The 17,357-nt window shown below is 50.3% G+C and carries 15 protein-coding genes; 5 read left to right on the top strand and 10 right to left on the bottom strand.

Annotated features, from left to right (window positions below):
• Positions 1–33: 33 nt before the first annotated feature.
• On the top strand, positions 34–834 hold the full coding sequence (locus EWH91_RS04435) for an SGNH/GDSL hydrolase family protein (protein WP_129928810.1): 801 nt from the start codon (positions 34–36) through the stop codon (positions 832–834).
• 409 nt (positions 835–1,243) lie between these two features.
• Here the strand turns inward: EWH91_RS04435 and EWH91_RS04430 are convergent, their stop codons facing one another.
• From EWH91_RS04430 to EWH91_RS04415, 4 genes are all read right to left on the bottom strand, one after another.
• The gene (locus EWH91_RS04430) at positions 1,244–2,392 is read right to left on the bottom strand and encodes a glycerate kinase (protein WP_129928809.1); all 1,149 of its coding nucleotides are present in this window, start codon (positions 2,390–2,392) and stop codon (positions 1,244–1,246) included.
• A 162-nt stretch (positions 2,393–2,554) separates the two neighbouring features.
• Entirely contained in the window at positions 2,555–3,499 is a 945-nt protein-coding gene (locus tag EWH91_RS04425; RefSeq protein ID WP_129928808.1) for an aldo/keto reductase family protein, read from the bottom strand.
• A gap of 80 nt (positions 3,500–3,579) precedes the next feature.
• Entirely contained in the window at positions 3,580–4,842 is a 1,263-nt protein-coding gene (locus EWH91_RS04420) for an aminopeptidase P family protein (RefSeq protein ID WP_129928807.1), read from the bottom strand.
• 137 nt (positions 4,843–4,979) lie between these two features.
• Positions 4,980–5,726: a WecB/TagA/CpsF family glycosyltransferase gene (locus tag EWH91_RS04415; protein WP_240697253.1), complete on the bottom strand. Its 747-nt coding sequence runs from the start codon at positions 5,724–5,726 to the stop codon at positions 4,980–4,982.
• A 242-nt stretch (positions 5,727–5,968) separates the two neighbouring features.
• Between EWH91_RS04415 and EWH91_RS04410 the strand changes: the two genes are divergently transcribed.
• Both EWH91_RS04410 and EWH91_RS04405 read left to right on the top strand, forming a co-directional pair.
• Complete coding sequence (locus EWH91_RS04410; protein WP_129928806.1) at positions 5,969–7,024, top strand: glycosyltransferase family 4 protein; 1,056 nt, start codon at positions 5,969–5,971, stop codon at positions 7,022–7,024.
• A 354-nt stretch (positions 7,025–7,378) separates the two neighbouring features.
• Positions 7,379–8,683: an Nramp family divalent metal transporter gene (locus EWH91_RS04405; protein WP_256359830.1), complete on the top strand. Its 1,305-nt coding sequence runs from the start codon at positions 7,379–7,381 to the stop codon at positions 8,681–8,683.
• Between the two features lie 311 nt (positions 8,684–8,994).
• Here the strand turns inward: EWH91_RS04405 and EWH91_RS04400 are convergent, their stop codons facing one another.
• From EWH91_RS04400 to EWH91_RS04375, 6 genes are all read right to left on the bottom strand, one after another.
• A complete protein-coding gene (locus tag EWH91_RS04400; protein ID WP_129928804.1) occupies positions 8,995–9,876 on the bottom strand; it encodes a metal ABC transporter permease in 882 nt (293 codons plus the stop codon).
• Entirely contained in the window at positions 9,873–10,790 is a 918-nt protein-coding gene (locus EWH91_RS04395) for a metal ABC transporter permease (RefSeq protein ID WP_129928803.1), read from the bottom strand. The genes EWH91_RS04400 and EWH91_RS04395 overlap by 4 nt, the downstream gene beginning before the upstream one ends.
• A gap of 17 nt (positions 10,791–10,807) precedes the next feature.
• On the bottom strand, positions 10,808–11,563 hold the full coding sequence (locus EWH91_RS04390) for a metal ABC transporter ATP-binding protein (RefSeq protein WP_129928802.1): 756 nt from the start codon (positions 11,561–11,563) through the stop codon (positions 10,808–10,810).
• Between the two features lie 58 nt (positions 11,564–11,621).
• Entirely contained in the window at positions 11,622–12,554 is a 933-nt protein-coding gene (locus EWH91_RS04385; protein WP_129928801.1) for a metal ABC transporter solute-binding protein, Zn/Mn family, read from the bottom strand.
• 404 nt (positions 12,555–12,958) lie between these two features.
• Positions 12,959–14,062, bottom strand: coding sequence for an LCP family protein (locus EWH91_RS04380; RefSeq protein WP_129928800.1), 1,104 nt, complete (start codon positions 14,060–14,062; stop codon positions 12,959–12,961).
• 185 nt (positions 14,063–14,247) lie between these two features.
• Positions 14,248–14,904 carry a YigZ family protein gene (locus EWH91_RS04375; RefSeq protein WP_129928799.1) on the bottom strand — a complete coding sequence of 219 codons (657 nt, stop codon included), beginning with the start codon at positions 14,902–14,904 and terminating at the stop codon, positions 14,248–14,250.
• 273 nt (positions 14,905–15,177) lie between these two features.
• On the opposite strand from EWH91_RS04375, the gene EWH91_RS04370 reads away from it, so the two are divergent.
• Together EWH91_RS04370 and EWH91_RS04365 are read left to right on the top strand one after the other, a co-directional pair.
• Complete coding sequence (locus EWH91_RS04370) at positions 15,178–16,341, top strand: sensor histidine kinase (RefSeq protein WP_206184281.1); 1,164 nt, start codon at positions 15,178–15,180, stop codon at positions 16,339–16,341.
• A gap of 195 nt (positions 16,342–16,536) precedes the next feature.
• Positions 16,537–17,223 carry a response regulator gene (locus EWH91_RS04365; RefSeq protein WP_129928850.1) on the top strand — a complete coding sequence of 229 codons (687 nt, stop codon included), beginning with the start codon at positions 16,537–16,539 and terminating at the stop codon, positions 17,221–17,223.
• Positions 17,224–17,357 lie beyond the last annotated feature (134 nt).

Below are 17,357 nucleotides of genomic sequence, written 5' to 3'. Positions count from 1 at the left end.
TTTTGGACTGAACTACTGATGAGGGTGTGACATGTGAAGAAAATCTGGGTGATCCTTGTTCTTATTTTATGCATTATTACCATACTGGCCGGCAGAGCATACTGGAATCATCAAATCGACCAGGTTTCCGGCCCGGGAAGTGCTCATGCTGCGGCGGCTGAACCGGAAAATGATGCTGATCCGGCCAATGCATCGGGAAAAGATCTGAAAGCGAAAATAAAAGCCCTGCCCGGAGCGCTTGAAAAAGCAGCAAACCGGGCACAGAAAGAAGAGAGTCAGGTCCGCATTGCTATGGTTGGGGCGGACAGTACCCGGGCACTTGCTCCGCTTCTTCAGCAGCGTCTGGACCAGACTTTTGGCGAGCTGTTTTTTAAGGTGACGCCTGTTGATCTGGGCACGTCAACCTCTCTTGCACTCAATGAGAAGAAACTTAACAACCTGTTTAAAGGCCTGAACGGTAAACCGGATGCGGTTATTTTTACACCGTTACTTTATAATGACGATCATCAGGTCAGTACAAGTGATACGGAAACAGTCACCGGACTGTTTGAAGAAAAAGTCCGTATCAGTTACCCTGACGTCGCCTTCTATGTCTCTCTGCCTAATTATTCAGCGAATGCTGATTACATGAATGATCGAATCGATGGACTGAAATCGTATATCGAAGATCAGAAAATCCCTGAGCTGGATTACCTGTCAAAATGGGCGAAGGGGGACGACCGGGAGAAACTGGTCGCCTCAGATGGCCATACGATGAACAGTCAGGGGCGGCAGATCTGGCTGGATTACATAAGTGATGCATGGGGTTTAGAAAAAAATAAAGATCAGAAATAAAGTGAAACTTCAGCCCGTGGGGGTATACTTCATCCCCCCACGAGCTGTTCGTTGAACCCATCGGGCGGCTGCGGGCAGTGATCCCCACCCGGACATGTTCGTTTCCCCTCATGACTTTAAGGTGGGGATCTTACTGCCCGTTAATGCGGGATAAAGTGAAACTTCAATCAGTGGGGTCTTTATCCCACTGATTGTTAGTTGAACCCATCGGGCTTTTATGGGCAGTGATCCCCACCCGTACAAGTTCATTTCCCCTCATGACTTTAAGGTGGGGATCTTACTGCCCGTTAATGCGGGATAAAAACAGCCGGGGTCATCCTTTATCAGGAGGACGGCCTCAGCTGTTTTTTATTGGAAAACAGATTCAGTATGACTCAGCTTCCGGAGTCGTCTCGATGCTGCCGGTCGTTTAGTTTTTCTTCATCCCGCCCGCAAGCTGAATGAGTCTGGCGATATTCTCACTCGTGCGTTCGAGGTTTGCCCCGGCTTCTGCCAGTGCCTGTTTCAGGGGCACAGCTCCTGGAACAATAGAAAAGAGGGCATCGATACCGGCTGCGTATACGGCTTCGTATCCCGCGGACAGGGCTCCTGCCACACCAATCACCGGGATATGGTGTCTTTTTGCCGCACGGGCAACGCCAACCGGTGTTTTACCATAAATGGTCTGCCCGTCAATTTTTCCTTCCCCCGTAAGGACCAGATCGGCATCCTTCAGCTTCTTCTCAAGGCCTGTCTCACGTATGACAAGGTCAATCCCGGGACGGATCTGTCCTTTGAGAAAAGCGAGGCAGCCGGCGCCAAGGCCCCCGGCTGCACCAGCACCTGGCACCTGATCTACGGCTATGTTCAGGTCATGTGCGACCACTTCCGCAAAACGAGCCAGTGCCTGGTCAAGCCGGGTAACAGCTGATGCATCGGCGCCTTTCTGAGGACCGAAGACGGCTGATGCCCCGTTCCTGCCCGTGAGCGGGTTGGTGACATCGGTGGCGATCTCAAAGCGGGTACTGTGGACCCTGGGATCCACCGATGACAGATCAATCCTGCTCAGGCGTGAGAGTGCGGCGCCGCCCGGCGGGATCTGCCTGCCTGCCGCATCCAGCAGCCGGGCACCGAGTGCCTGGGCCATGCCGCATCCTCCGTCATTTGTTGCGCTGCCGCCAAGCCCCATAATAATATGCCGCGCGCCATGATCCATGGCAGCCCGAATCAGCTCACCAACTCCATAGGTGGTCGCACGTAGCGGATCACGCGATGATGGAGGGAGAAATTCGAGCCCTCCGGCCGCAGCCATCTCGATTACGGCAGTCTGTCCGTCCCCCAGAAGGCCAAAAAATCCAGGGACAGGCGCGCCAAGCGGCCCGGTGACTGTGAGGTTCAGTCGCTTTCCTCCCGTCGCGTCGACCAGCGACTGGACCGTTCCTTCACCCCCGTCTGCCATGGGAACGAGGACGTAATCTGCATCGGGAAATATACGTTTCATACCGCGCTGAATGGAACGGGCGGCATCAAGTGCAGTCAGGGATTCTTTAAATGAATCAGGTGCAATAACCATTTTCATAACAGATATGCTCTCGCCCTTCTTATAGTCTATATCTATTCTATCAGGTTCTATGATTACCCGGGAAATAATCTGTCGACTTGTCCCGGATTTGAGAAAGTCGTGCAGGAAAAAGCCTGACCCGCTTAAATGACAGCGGGTCAGGCTTTGCCCATTTGTCTGTTAATCAGTCAGGATCCCTTCAATTTTTTTCAGAACGTCCGGTTCAAGTGTGAGATCAGCTGCTGCAGCGTTGTCTTCGATTTGTTCCGGACGGCTGGCACCGACCACTACGCTTGCGACATTATCCTGTCTGAGAATCCAGGCGAGAGCAAGCTGGGCCATGGTGATCCCCAGTTCTGCGGCAATTTTCTTCAGTTCCGCTACTTTTTTCAGATTCGCCTCTGTCAGGAATCTGTTTATGTTGCCTTTATGTGCACTGGCCCGGCTGCCGGCTGGAATATGGTTCACAGATGTGTATTTACCTGTCAGAACGCCCTGGGCAAGAGGGGACCAGCAGACCTGACTGACGCCGTGGGCTTTGCTGGCAGGAATCACTTCCTTTTCAATATCCCGGTGCAACATGCTGTACTGAGACTGATTGACTACAAAGTGGTTCAGCAGTTTATCATCGGCAAGATGCGCTGCTTCGGCAATCTGTTCCGCTGTCCATTCACTGACCCCGATATAATTCACCTTGCCTTGATGAATCAGATCATCGAAAGCGCGCAGTGTTTCTTCAATAGGCGTTTCCGGATCAAATCGGTGACAGTAGTAAAGATCAATGTAATCTACATCGAGGCGTTTCAGGCTGGCATGCGCCTGTTCCATGATGTGTTTACGTGACAGGCCGCGGTCGTTCGGGCCATCGCCCATCGGGAAGAACACCTTGGTGGACAGGACAATCGATTCACGCGGGAACGATTTAATCACCTTTCCGACCACTTTCTCCGCTTCACCGCGCATATAAACGTTGGCTGTGTCAAAAAAGTTGATGCCGAGATCATAAGCTCTGTGCATCGTATCCACGGCTGCCCGGTTTTCCACATAACCACCGTAAGTCAGCCAGCTTCCGAGACTTACCGCACTCACTTTGAGGCCGCTGCGGCCCAGATGACGATAGTTCATTAAAAAAACCTCCCCTGATCAATTTTTCGGCTTTCGTACGCCTGTCACTCAGAAGGCGGTGATCCGCCTTTTTGAGTCTGTTACTTCATGTTTGTGTTGTGCTCAGCCATATAAGTTTCAATTTCATCAGTCGTTCGCGGAAGACCTTCCGTAAGGACTTCGTAACCGTCTTCGGTGCAGAGAATATCGTCTTCAATCCGGATGCCGATACTTTCTTCAGGGATATAGAGCCCCGGCTCATTGGTGATGACTTCGCCCGGAGCGAGTTTTGTTTCCCGATAGTTGCCGACATCATGCGTATCGAGGCCAAGGGAGTGGCTGACGCCGTGAAAATAATATTTACGCACATCTTCCGGTTTTTTAATCAGACCAATTTTCAGCAGTTCTTCAGTGAAAAAGCGTATCGTAAACTGATTCAGTTCTTTGAACGGCAGCCCGGGCCTGACCTTTTTCGTAATTGCCCGGTTGCAGCGCAGAACGATGTCGTATATCTGTTTCTGGCGGGGGGTGAACCTGCCGTTGACCGGGAAGGTGTAACTGATATCGCCATTGTAATAATTGTACTGCGCCCCGAGATCAAGCAGCACCAGACTGCCATCTGTCGCCGTGCCCGTATTCGCCGAGTAGTGAAGGATGGTGCCATTATAACCGCTCGCCAGGATGGTCGGGAAGGCAAACTCCGTCACACCGCGGCTTTTCAGGATAAAATTGAAGTAAGCTTCCAGCTCAAATTCCCGCATGCCCGGACGGGCGTTGGCCAGTACGTGCCGGATGCCGTCTGCGGTAATCTGACCTGCTTTTCGAATCTGTTCAATTTCCTCCGGAGACTTGATGACCCGGAAGTTACTGAGTACCGGGTAGAGGTTGTGGATCGTCAGGTACGGGTAGTGGACCGCCGCTTCAGCTGCGAATTTATTCGACGGTTTTGACGGGAATTCCCATGATTTGGCTTCAAGATCCGCATAGAGGTGCCTGTAAACGCGGCCATCGAATTCACCCCGGATAAAGCTGTCGAGCTTGTCCAGCAGTTCGATATTTTCGATGCCGGAAGCTTCCCGTGCTTCGTCAGCCGTGATTGTTTCACCGTACCAGCGGGCCATCCAGGGATCAGCCCGCTGGATAAACAGCGTTTCATGAACCTGCCCGCCATATTTTGTCGCGACGAAGACAATTTTCGGTTCTGTAATGCCTGTCAGATAGTAAAAATTTCGGTTCGGATAAAAGGGATAGCTTTCATCAGCCGACTGGTGCGCCGCTTCCCCGGCGAAGAGGATGGTGAGGGACTGATCTTCAAGCGTTTCATACAGCTTCTTCCGATTACGGGTAAAAAATTGTTTATCCATCGTTCAGCCTTCCTTCGTGTTGTGTTACGTCCTCTTTTATTTTATCATGTCACAAGCCGATTGATCATGACGATCTGTTTCATCCGGTAAACCGCTTTTTTCAAATAAAGAACAGGTTACCTGCCACTCAATCAGAGTCAGGCATCGCGACCTGCTTTTAATTTAAGCCGGATTACGTGGAAAAAAAACTGCGCATGGCCAATCACATTACGCCGCCACATCCTCCTCGGCTCGAGGCACATCCGGTACAGCCATTCAAGATTGAGCTTTCGCATCCATTTCGGTGCGCGTGGCTTTATCCCCGAGGCAAAATCGATGAAACCGCCGGCAGCGATGCGGGTTAACGGCCTGAGTGATGCGTGATTACGGGCAATAAATTTTTCCTGCAGAGGCATGCCCATCCCCACGAGCAGAATATCTGCTCCGGACTGATTAATAGCCGGGACTACTTCGTCATCTGACTGGAAATAGCCATGATGGCAGCCGGCAATTTTCAGTCCGCCGATCGATTGACTCAGGTGTTCAGCAGCAAGGCGTACATTTTGCTCTGTAGACCCCAGCAGGTACACGGACAGATTTTCCGCTGCTGCATGTGTTAATAAGAGCGGGATCAGATCAGTCCCATTCAGATTTTCCTGAAGCTGAATCCCCCAGATTCTGGCTCCAATCTTGATACCGATCCCGTCGTTCAGAAGAAGGCCGGCCTGATTCAGAATCTTACGATATGCCCCGTCCTGTTGCGCGATATTAAATCCATAGTCGTTAAGGAAAAACAGATCAAGCTTTGATTTCCGCGCTATGAAGGACAGACAGGCCGCGAGCGCTTCTTTCTTTGATGAAAAAACGTTCATATATATATTGCCAATTTTCTTTTTTTTATCCAAGTAAAATCACTTCTTTCGCAGGCTGTATCAGTCATCTGAAAAGAAAGTCAAAAAATTGCCGAATTCTGTCTCTTAAGCTAAAAACATTGTACACTAATATTAATGAGTTGTGTACAGAGTAAATCAGCTGTAAATTGATCATGGTGCAGCCTTTACAATGTGATATAATGTCTTGGAGAAATGAGCCATCTGGTTAATTTGAGTCATAGTTTGTCCGTTTAATAGATAAGGAGGGGCGGTCAATGGTTTACATTATGTTCTTTATATGTTTCCTTATTGCACTGGGGCTGACCCCTCTCGTGAAAAAACTGGCACTTCGGGTCGGCGCAACCGATGTTCCAAATGCCAGAAAGGTTCACAAGAAAATCATGCCGCGCATGGGCGGACTGGCCATTTATCTTGCTTTTATCACCGGTATGCTGGTGATCTGGCCGGACAGCAGTTATACTGTCCCGCTATTGATCGGAAGCGTCATTATTATTCTGACGGGCGTTCTCGATGATCTGTTTTCACTGTCACCGAAAATTAAAATTGTCGCCCATTTCTGTGCAGCACTGGTTATCGTTCAGGGTGGCATTACAGTCACCTTTATCAATCTGCCGTTTAATGGTGTACTGCACCTTTACTGGTTCAGCGTGCCGCTCACGCTGCTGTGGATCATGGGGATCACGAATGCGATTAATCTGATCGACGGGCTGGACGGGCTTGCGGCGGGGGTTTCCTCAATTGTTCTGTTGACGATCGCCGGGCTCTCCCTGACCGAGGGCAATATGTTTGTCTTTGCGGTCAGCACCCTGCTTCTCGGCAGTACACTCGGCTTTCTGCCCTATAATTTCCATCCGGCGAAGATCTTTATGGGGGACACGGGAAGTTATTTCCTCGGCTATGTCATTTCTGTACTGGCCTTACTGGGATTCAAAAATGTCACCCTGTTTTCGCTGGTTGTTCCGATCGTTATTCTGGCGGTCCCGATTTCCGATACGCTGTTTGCGATTATCCGCCGGCTGGTCCACAAAAAACCGATAACAGCGCCGGACAAATCTCATCTTCATCACTGCCTGCTCCGTTTCGGATTTACTCAGGGGCAGACCGTATTATTGATTTATGGGATGAGTGCACTTTTTGCACTGGCCGCAATCCTGCTGTCTACATCGACGCTGCTGGGGTCACTGATCATTATTGTCGGCGTCATGCTCGTGATTGAACTCGTTGTCGAAGGCGTGGGACTGGTCAGCGCGAATTATAAGCCGCTGCTGACAGTGTACAAGCGTCTCGTCAGCTTTGGCAAAGTAAAATAAGTATGCTGATTGAGTGTTTTATAGATAGACAGATTGAAAGGCATGACCGGGAAACTTCCCGGTCATGTTTTTTTCACGCATTAAGAAAGATGACCCTTTGCTCCCGTCACGTTCTGCCGCTATTCTATCGGATAGAACAACCGGCAACCCGATATCGTTTCCCGGTTTTTCGCTTTAGCCTGATCCCATAAAAAAAATTTAATTGTAATCGCTTCACAGGGGAAAATCGGTTGCAATGATCCGGTGACGGGTGTATGTTGTTACTGGAAACAAGAGTTGCCCTAAGGAAACAAACATTCTATGGGCGAAGAGGAGGATGATAGAGTGTCTTATCGAGAGGATGAACGATCGATCCTGCAGGCCGTGGACGGTGCCCAGGCTCAGGCGGTGCCACGAACCCGGGGGAGAAAAGATCATTCCAAAACGTTTCAGTCAGTGATTGCGTCGAGACAGGGCTGGAAGCAGGTGTTACCCTTTCTCGGACCGGCATTCATTGCCGCAGTTGCTTATATCGATCCTGGGAACTATGCGACGAACATTCAATCCGGTTCTCAATATGGATATATGCTGCTGTGGGTCTGTGTGGCCTCGAATCTGATGGCGATCCTGATTCAGACGATGTCAGCGAAACTGGGCATAGCTACAGGTAAAAATCTTCCTGAAGTATCGCGGGAACATTATCCGGCCTGGGCTTCTGTTCTGTTCTGGATCCAGGGGGAAGTCATGGTTATGGCGACTGACCTGGCAGAATTTATCGGGGCCACATTAGGGTTTAATCTGGTTTTCGGTATTCCAATGATCCCCGCGGCCATTCTGACAGCGATCTGTGCCCTTGCTATTCTGCTCTTTCAGGTGAAAGGGTATCGCCCGCTGGAGGCGGTCATTGCGATGATGGTTTTCGTGGTTGTCGGGGCATTTACCTGTGAGATGCTGATGGCGTTTCCGCCCCTTGCCCCTGTTTTCAAAGGGATGGTTGTCCCGCAGTTTCAGGGCACCGACAGTATCATGCTTGCTGCCGGGATTCTGGGAGCAACGGTTATGCCGCATGCGATCTATCTGCACTCCGGCCTGACCAATCGAAGAGTCATTGGTCAGTCACCTGAAGAGAAGAAAAGGATCTTTCATTTTGAACTGGTTGATATTCTGATTGCCATGATCCTGGCCGGCTTTATTAACGCGACCATGCTGATTGTCTCTGCTTCGACCTTCCATACACGGGGAATTGTTATTGATGATCTGACGGTTGCGTTCAATAAGTTTGGCGATCTGCTTGGCCCCTCTGCCGCGCTGCTCTTTGGCATTGGTCTCCTGTCAGCCGGTCTGTCCAGCTCATCGGTTGGCACACTGGCCGGCGATATTATTATGCAGGGATACATCCGAAAAAAAATCCCAATTTTTATCAGACGGATCTGCTCTATGGTTCCGCCGCTGGCGATTGTGATTTCCGGTGCCAATGCGACGTATGCACTTGTGATGAGCCAGGTTGTGCTGTCCTTTGGCATCGCGCTTGCTCTGATTCCATTGATTATTTTCACTGCCAGAAAGGACATCATGGGCAACCTGGTCAACCGCAAGCTGACTTCATCGGTCGCCTGGGTTATTGCCGGAATCATCATTTGCCTGAATATCTTCCTGCTTTACCAGACATTTTTCGGCTGAGATCCGGGACATGCCCGGCGCCGCAGGTGGGATGGGGAGCTTATCCTCTGATGAAACGAACAATTTTACTGATTAAAGAGAGAACCTGAAGGATCAGGTTCTCTCTTTAATATGCCCCGGACAGGTTCACGTTGCCCTTCAGAGTTCAGCCGGAGATGCAAGACTCCCGCGGGATCATGAGTTCTCGCAGCGAGAGTACCGGGCGAAGAGGCTCACGGACCACCCTTGGAAACCCGCAGCGAAAAACAACAGACCCTGTGTCTTAGAAGGGGTAACTGGCTGCCCGCAGCGGGGAGCAGTCGGTGATTCACTCATGATACCTGTGCTGCTGTTTTTCTCCGCTTTAATGCCCTGATCACCAGGCCATGTGATGGGGAGACGAGCAGGGTAATCAGGAAGAAAACACCGGCAACGACGATCATGGCTCCGGCAATTGATGCATCGAACAGATAAGCGGAGTAGTAGCCCGTTACGGCACTGAGGATGCTGAGGATCATGCTGATGCCGATCATGATACTCAGTTTTTCAGCCAGCAGCCAGGCGGTGGCAGCGGGAATGATCAGCATGCCGACAACTAAAATGGCACCCACACTTTCAAAGGAAGCAACGGTTGTAAGAGAAACCAGACTCATTAATAAATAGTGAAAAAGGAGAGCCGGTATGCCGACGGCTGCCGCCATGGCCGGATCGAAGGCGCATAGCTTGAATTGTTTATAAAACAGGCCAATAACAGTCAGACTGATCAGGAAAACAGAACCCACCGCCCAGACGGCTTTCGGGCCGATGTCGATACCGAAGGCGGTGAGGGTATTCCAGGGCGCATAGGCGATTTCACCGTACAGGACGCAATCCAAATCCAGATCGACCTGGCCGGCACTGACGCTGATCAGGACAATACCAAGCGCGAACAGTGCAGTAAAGACAACACCGATAGAGGCGTCGGACTGTACGCCACTGTGGTGAAACATTTGGATCAGTAAGACAGTCAGCAAACCTATGGCAGCGGCCCCCATCATCATCACCAGGGAATCCCGTGACCCACTCATCAGAAAAGCAATCACGATTCCGGGCAGGACGGAGTGGCTGATGGCATCTCCGATCATGGACATTTTACGCAGGACGAGAAAACAGCCGACCAGACTGCAGGAGCAGGCGACCAGTGCTCCGATCAAAATAATCCAGAAATCACTCACAGTGAAGCTCCTTCCCCGGTTTCTTTAACCCGTATTTTATTCTTCACCGATGCCCGGAGAAGCGCCCGGGCAACTAATCCGCGTTTTGGCGCGAAGAGCATGGATGTGATAAAAAGAATGGTTGCGGACAGGACAATCAGCGGACCGGTCGGCATATTTTTAACGACGGTGCTGAGCAGGGTTCCCATGACACCGCTCAATACCCCGAACATGCCGGAAATCATGATCATGACGTGCAGTTTTTCCGTCCAGTACCTGGCCGCGACGGCAGGCGTAATCAGGAGAGCAGCCATCAGGACGACGCCGACGGCCTGCAGCCCGACAACGACTGCGATGACAATCAGTAACATGATCAATTGATCAAGAATCACGACAGGCAGGCCGATCCCTTTTGCAAATCCAGGGTCGAAGGAAAGCAGCTTGAATTCCTTGAAGAATAAGGCGCAGACACTGACCAGAATGGCCGAGATGACAATCATCGTGATCACATCATCCTGGATCATAGATGCAGCCTGACCAAACAGGAATTTATCCAGTCCGCTCTGATTGCCTGCATCACTGTGCTGAATCTGCGTCAGAAGCACGATGCCGATACCAAAGAAAAAGGACAGGGTGATCCCCAGCGCTGCATCCTGACTGATACGGGTGTGCCTCGTTATATAGCCGATCAGAAGGGTTGCCAGAATGCCGGCAATCAGTGCTCCAGTCAAGAAGAGAAGAATGGACTTGGATCCGGTGATGATAAAGACAAAACAAACGCCTGGTAAAGCCGCATGAGAAAGGGCATCTCCTATGAGCGACTGTTTGCGCAAATAGGCAAAACAGCCAATGACACCACTGCTTAGTCCGAGTAGTGTGGTGGCCAGTAATATCCACCGCGTATTCGGATCCTGAAGAAAGTTCAGCCAGGACACCGTACCACCTCCAATTTTTAGTTGATCAGGAATGAGGACTTCTTATCGGAATCAAACATGACTAATTTTCCACCATAGGTGTGCTGCAGATTTTCCCGTGTAAAGAGGTCTTCTGTTTTGCCGATACCCATCAGACTGACATTGAGTAAGATCAGCCAGTCAAAATATTGCCTGACCGTATTCAGATCATGATGCACGACGAGTACGGTTTTCCCCTGCTGCCTGAGCTCATGAAGCAGGGTGATGATGGCTTTTTCGGTTCGGGCATCCACACCGGCAAACGGTTCATCCATAAAATACAGCCGGGCATCCTGAGCCAGTGCCCTGGCGAGAAAGATGCGCTGCTGCTGTCCGCCGGAGAGCTGACTGATCTGCCGGTCGGTGAAGTTTTCCATGCCCACATGGCGCAGACAGTTCATCGCCAGCTCCTTTTCTTTTCTTCCGGGGCGGCGGAACCAGCCAAGGTGTCCGTAGCGCCCCATCGTCACAACGTCCAGTGCGTTTGTCGGGAAATCCCAGTCGACGGATTCACGCTGCGGGACATAGCCGATCAGTTTGCGCTGTTCTTTATACGGTTTTCCATAAATAGCCACTTCGCCGCCGACTTTCGGCGTTAATCCAAGGATTCCTTTGATCAGGGTGGATTTTCCGGCTCCGTTCGGCCCGACAATCCCGATCAGTTTTCCTTCAGGTATGTCAAAACTCACGTTGCGCAGAACCGGCTGTTTCTGGTAGGCGACAGTCAGATTTTTTACGGTTAAGGGTGCGGTCATCTTAAATTCCTCCTTTGGTCTTGCTTTTCAACTGTTTTTCCGGCAGAGCGGCCTTTGCCTATTTTAGCGCGCGGACAATGGTGTCGACGTTATGGCGAACCATACCCATATAGGTCCCCGCTTCCGTTCCGGGTTCCCCCATCGCATCAGAGAATAATTCTCCGCCGATTTCCATATGGTGGCCTTTTTCTTTTGCCCCGCGGACCACCGCTTCAATGGACCGTTTGGGCACGCTGGACTCGACAAAGACGGCTTTGATCCCTTTATCGACAAGGTAATCCCGAAGTTCACTGATATCCCTTGATCCATATTCAGAAGCGGTGCTCAATCCCTGAAGCCCCCGGACTTCGATCGCATAGGCGTCTCCGAAATAGCCGAACGCATCATGGGCGGTAACCAGTACCCGGCGTTCTTTGGGGATGGTTGCGATCTGCTCACGGGCATACTGATCCAGTTCTTCCAGTTTCGCGATATAGGCTTTCGCGTTTCTCTCATAATCTTCTTTATGATCCGGATCTTCTTCGATTAAGGTCTCGCGGATGGTTTCAGTCGCCGTGATCCAGTGCTGAACATCGAACCAGACGTGCGGGTCATGGGCACCTTCTTCGGTTGTGCGCAAGTCTTTTTCCGGGATATCCCGTGTCACGGCAACAACGGGTTTCCGCTGATCCATTTTTTCAAAGATCTCGGTCATCTTTCCTTCCAGATGCAGCCCGCCGTAAAAAATGATGTCCGCATTTTCCAGCTTCTGAATATCACCCTGAGAGGCTTTGTACAGATGGGGATCGATGCCGGGTCCCATCAGGCCGGTTGCCTTGACATGATCCCCGCCGACCTGCTCAACGATGTCGCGAATCATGCCGACGGTGGTTGTGATCTGCAGTTTTCCGCTTGCAGGAGAACCGGGGCTGGTACAACCGGTAACCACAGATAAAGCAAGCAGGATTATGAACAACCCGGTAAAAAATCGTCTGGTTCCTGAAAAATCCACGTGTGTCCTCACTCCTTTTTTGGTCGAGAAACAAAGTTAGTTCAAGGAAACAATTTGGCTAAAAAAAATCAGCGGGTCGGTTCATAAAAATCTGTGATCCGGCCGTTCTCTGAATTTGCAGAAGGGAACAGCAAGGCCGGCCAGGCCACTGACGTGAGAAGTAAGACGCCGCACTTGTTTTCCTGTGGCTAACTCTATTTCCCTCAGGAATCTTGCACCTTTATCATACACATGATCCGTTTCATCGGTCAATGAAATTAAAATGACAGACTTCGACACCCGCGCGGGGCAGTCAGGTAGAGGGGATACAAAAAAGGGGGGATCACCCTCATGGATGTCCCCCCATAAAACTAAGTTGCAGGCGCCTGGCCGGCCGGTTTTTCTTCATGCGCCCTTTTATTCATTCAGTGTGTTGCTTTCGGACTGGCCGCCCTGGACTGACCTGTGGTATCGTCTGATGGGTCTGCGTCACTGCCGGCTCCGTCGGTTGCGGTAGGCGTGACGCCCAGCTGATTCTGCAGTTCACTGCTGACTTCCTGCAGATACGACTGGTCAAGTGTGTAATAATAGACCCCGGTACTTGAATCGTCCGTCCCCTTCAGCTGCATCGAATCGATGCTGGAAAGGGAACCGGCATATTTGCGCAGGCTGAGCAGCTGGCCAAAAGTCAGATTGGTCTGGAAATGGCCGTTCAGTGAATCAATCATGTTGCCGTATTTGGTCACGGAGGAGAGCTGTGTACTTTTTTTGACAATGGCTTCAATCATTTCCATTTGCCGCAGCCCGCGTCCAAAGTCGCCGCCGGATCCCGGCGATTTACGATTTCGGACGACAGACAGGGCCTGTTCTCCGTTCAGCGTCTGCATGCCGGGTTCAAGCACGATGGCATCATTGCCCGTTTTATCTTTACTGTTCTGAGTCACAAGGCGTACCGGTACATCCATTTTTACACCGCCAAGGGCATTAATAATCTTAACAAAAGCCTTAAAATCAACCTGAACGTAATAATCGACCGGAATATCGAATAATTTTTCCACCGTGGCCACCGTATAGTCAACGCCCTGATTATCATTGGCATCACCATACGCATGAGCGTGGGTGATTTTAGAAATGCCATAGTCGCGGGTGCCCGTCGGATCAACAATCTGAACCTTGGAGTCACGCGGAATACTGACCATCTTGACCTTATTCGAGCCGTGATTAAAAGTCGCCAGCACCATGGCGTCGGAACGGGCAGGTTCATTTTCCCGCTTATCAATCCCAAGAAAGAGAATTGAGAAATTGTCCTTTACCGGGTCCACCTGTTCTGTTCGCAAATCAGATTTATCGCCACGTGTGAGTTGATTTTGCGCATGATCTGTGACATTTTGCAGCTTTTTTGTCAGATAAACGCCATATGTTGCCGCGCACCCTGCGAGAACAACAAAAACCGCTAAAATAATCAATAGCGTTTTTCTGCGCCTGCGTCGTTTGTTGTTTTGCCGATTGATGTGTCTGCTTACTGTCATTTGGATTCAGTTCTCCTTCAGACCTGTAGATGATGCCGCTGTGTTCAAGCAACATAATAAATTATTCGAAGCATTTCCCCGGCAAATGACTTGAAAATAATTACCAGGCGTTGTATATATTAAGAACATTCTACAGAAGTTGTCCCCATTGGGCAAATGAAATATGACAAAATTCATCATCTTTTTCAGGGTTCTTCTCCCGGCTCAGGTGCCCTCCGGCTGAGATAAAGTTCCTCTTCCTGCTCGATCTCCGCCTGTGCAGCTGTCAGATCCCGTATCCACTCGCGAAATTGTTTACCGTCTTTCTGTTCTGCATAGACGTGGCAGGTCACCCGGTCCGTGTAATCCACATTTTTTATTTGCCAGGGAGAGTCTCTGAGCCGGTTGTCCAGCATCCCGCTCAGATGGTAGTCGACCGTGACTTTCCAGAGGGTGGAGGGGATCTGATCGATCACTTCAGCGTCATGGAGCCCGGCTGCGGCACTATGCGCATAAGCACGGATCAGCCCGCCGGCACCCAGTTTGATTCCGCCGAAATAACGTGTGACGATAACGAGCGTATCGGTCACTCCGCGCCGTTTCAGGACGTCAAGGATCGGTACACCGGCTGTCCCGCTCGGTTCACCGTCGTCACTCGCTTTTTGAATCTCCTTCTTTTTCCCTATTATATAGGCGTAACAGTGATGATTTGCCTTCCAGTCTTCTTTTCGTCTGGATTGAATGAAAGCTTCAGCTTCTTCCTCTGTCTGAACAGGGGCGGCGAATGTGAGAAAGCGTGAGCGGCGGATATCAGTTTCTGCACGCCCCTGATGCCTGACTGTCCGGTAAGGGATAAGTACCATCCATGGTTTCCCCCCTTAGTTTACTGGTCTTCTATGGTGAAAATTGTAGCAGAAAAAGCATGCAGGTGCCATGACCGGCCGGATAATTTGCTATAATAATAAGAATGGTAAAAAATACACTTGCTATCCCGTCCTGCTTCGGCAAAAATGATAAGTGAAGACCTCAGGCGGGAATTAGTGCTTATGTCCTATGCAGAGATAGGCATTATGTGTCTAGCGTGACCTGATTTGATTCGTTACAGTGAATGTTGGAGGGAAATAATGTCAGCCGGCATGAACAAAAATAAACCGCTTGATATCAGGCGGCTCGACAAGATTATTGATAACATGGTCGAGAACGTCAGCAGCAGCAAAAAGCAGATCTTCGAAATTGGTGAAGAGTCAAGAAAAGAATTCGACACCGTTACGAAAGAACTCCGTTTTGTGAGAAAAGAACTGGAAGAAGTCATCAAACGAAGTGACCGGCTGGAAATTGAAGCCAGAAAGTCACGTGGCAGGCTGGCGGATATCAGTAAGGACTTCAAACGGTACGGGGAAGAAGATATCCGGAAAGCGTATGAACAGGCCAATCATATTCAGAACGGTCTCTCTGTTGTCCGCGAGATGGAAAAACAGCTTAAACTGAGACGAAACGGCCTCGAGCGGCGGATGGTTCAGCTGGAAGCAACTATTAAAAAAGCGGATAAACTGACCGGCCAGGTCACCGTCGTGCTTAACTATCTGACGAGCGATCTGAAGCAGGTCGGCGATGTGGTGGCCAGTGCACGCGAACAGCGGGCTCTGGGCATGAAGATTATTGAAGCGCTCGAGGAAGAACGTAAGCGGCTTTCCCGTGAAATTCATGATGGACCGGCACAGACCCTTGCACAGGTTCTGCTGGGTCTGGAGATCGTTGAGCGCGTCAGCAAGCGGGAAGGCGAAGAGGCCGCCCGTGAGGAACTGAACAAGTATCGGAGTATGGTGCAGGGCGCGCTTGCTGAAGTTCGCCGGATCATTTATGACCTGCGCCCGATGAGCCTGGATGATCTTGGCCTCGTTCCGACCCTGAAGAAATACTTACACAGGCTGAATGGCGATTTTCCTTCTGTCGCTGTCAGTTTTAAGAGTATCGGCGATGAACTCCGTCTTCAGTCACGGATTGAGTCTGCTTTATTCCGACTGACTCAGGAAGCCGTTCAGAATGCCTGCATCCACGCCAAACCGAATCATGTGAAGATCCGGCTGGAATACAGAAAAGACCAGGTCATCATTCTGGTAAAGGACGACGGCATTGGTTTTGATCAGACGAAGAAAAAAGAAGGCAGCTATGGGCTGATCGGCATGCGTGAACGAACGGAACTGCTGAACGGTGAACTGACCATCCATTCAGAACCCAATCACGGTACATCCGTGCTGGTTCATATTCCGATTCAACCGGAAGATAAACTGGGAAAATGACATCATGACAGGAAAAATAAGATCGGATACGCGTTCGTCCCGTACGTCAACAGGCAATTTCCGATTATAAAAGAGAGGTGAACAATCTGCTGCATCAGGGACACATGGAGAGGAAGGGGAGATGAACCGGCGTCGATGATCTTTTTCACATCGCCATGTTCGTGCAGCAGAGTGAGCGTGACTAATATACGTCCGATGACAACGACCATTGCTTTGATCGATGATCACCGCCTTTTTCGGGAAGGTGTGAAACGCATTTTAGATATGGAGCCGGACTTTCAGGTGGTTGCAGAAGGCGACGACGGAAGTGTCGCTGAAAAACTGATTGAAGAAACCGAACCTGATGTGGTCCTGATGGACATCAACATGCCGAAGCTGAACGGTGTTGAAGCGACCCGCCAGCTGATTAAAAATCATCCCGATCTGAAAGTCATCATTCTCTCAATCCATGATGATGAGAGTTATGTGACACATGTGCTGAAATCCGGGGCACTCGGTTATCTGCTTAAAGAAATGGACGCCGATTCGATGATTGAAGCCGTACGCATCGTGGCACAGGGCGGAGCTTACATACATCCTAAAGTGACCCACAATCTGGTCAATGAATTTCGCCGGCTGGCAACCAATGGCTATTACAGCGAACCCTCGGGTTTCCGTGATATGGAATACCGTCCTCCGCTGCATATTCTGACCCACCGCGAATGCGAAGTGCTGCAGTTGATGGCTGACGGAAAGAGTAACCGGGCAATCGGTGAGCACTTATACATCAGTGAAAAAACGGTGAAAAACCATGTCAGCAATATTCTGCAGAAGTTAAGTGTGGAAGATCGCACGCAGGCCGTTGTGGAAGCGATTAAGCATGGCTGGGTAAAAATCTATTAATCTTTTAAAAGAGAGGATCCCTTTTTGTTACAGGAAGGAGGATCCTTTCTTTTTTTGTCGAATAAATAATCAATCACAATCTGTCGCTTCTGCCATCATACCTTTGGTGCCCCAACCCCCCTTTATATCCCGCA

It is taken from the genome of Sporolactobacillus sp. THM19-2, assembly GCF_004153195.1.
GTDB lineage: Bacteria > Bacillota > Bacilli > Bacillales > Sporolactobacillaceae > Sporolactobacillus.
Note: the sequence above shows the minus strand (reverse complement) of the source record. Positions and strands in the feature narration are given on the sequence as shown.

Coding starts and splice junctions, on each gene's coding strand:
- EWH91_RS04430 (WP_129928809.1), bottom strand. CDS start 2,392: ATGAAAATGGTTATTGCACCTGATTCATTTAAAGAATCCCTGACTGCA.
- EWH91_RS04425 (WP_129928808.1), bottom strand. CDS start 3,499: ATGAACTATCGTCATCTGGGCCGCAGCGGCCTCAAAGTGAGTGCGGTA.
- EWH91_RS04420 (WP_129928807.1), bottom strand. CDS start 4,842: ATGGATAAACAATTTTTTACCCGTAATCGGAAGAAGCTGTATGAAACG.
- EWH91_RS04410 (WP_129928806.1), top strand. CDS start 5,969: ATGGTTTACATTATGTTCTTTATATGTTTCCTTATTGCACTGGGGCTG.
- EWH91_RS04390 (WP_129928802.1), bottom strand. CDS start 11,563: ATGACCGCACCCTTAACCGTAAAAAATCTGACTGTCGCCTACCAGAAA.
- EWH91_RS04380 (WP_129928800.1), bottom strand. CDS start 14,062: ATGACAGTAAGCAGACACATCAATCGGCAAAACAACAAACGACGCAGG.
- EWH91_RS04375 (WP_129928799.1), bottom strand. CDS start 14,904: ATGGTACTTATCCCTTACCGGACAGTCAGGCATCAGGGGCGTGCAGAA.
- EWH91_RS04370 (WP_206184281.1), top strand. CDS start 15,178: ATGAACAAAAATAAACCGCTTGATATCAGGCGGCTCGACAAGATTATT.
- EWH91_RS04365 (WP_129928850.1), top strand. CDS start 16,537: ATGACAACGACCATTGCTTTGATCGATGATCACCGCCTTTTTCGGGAA.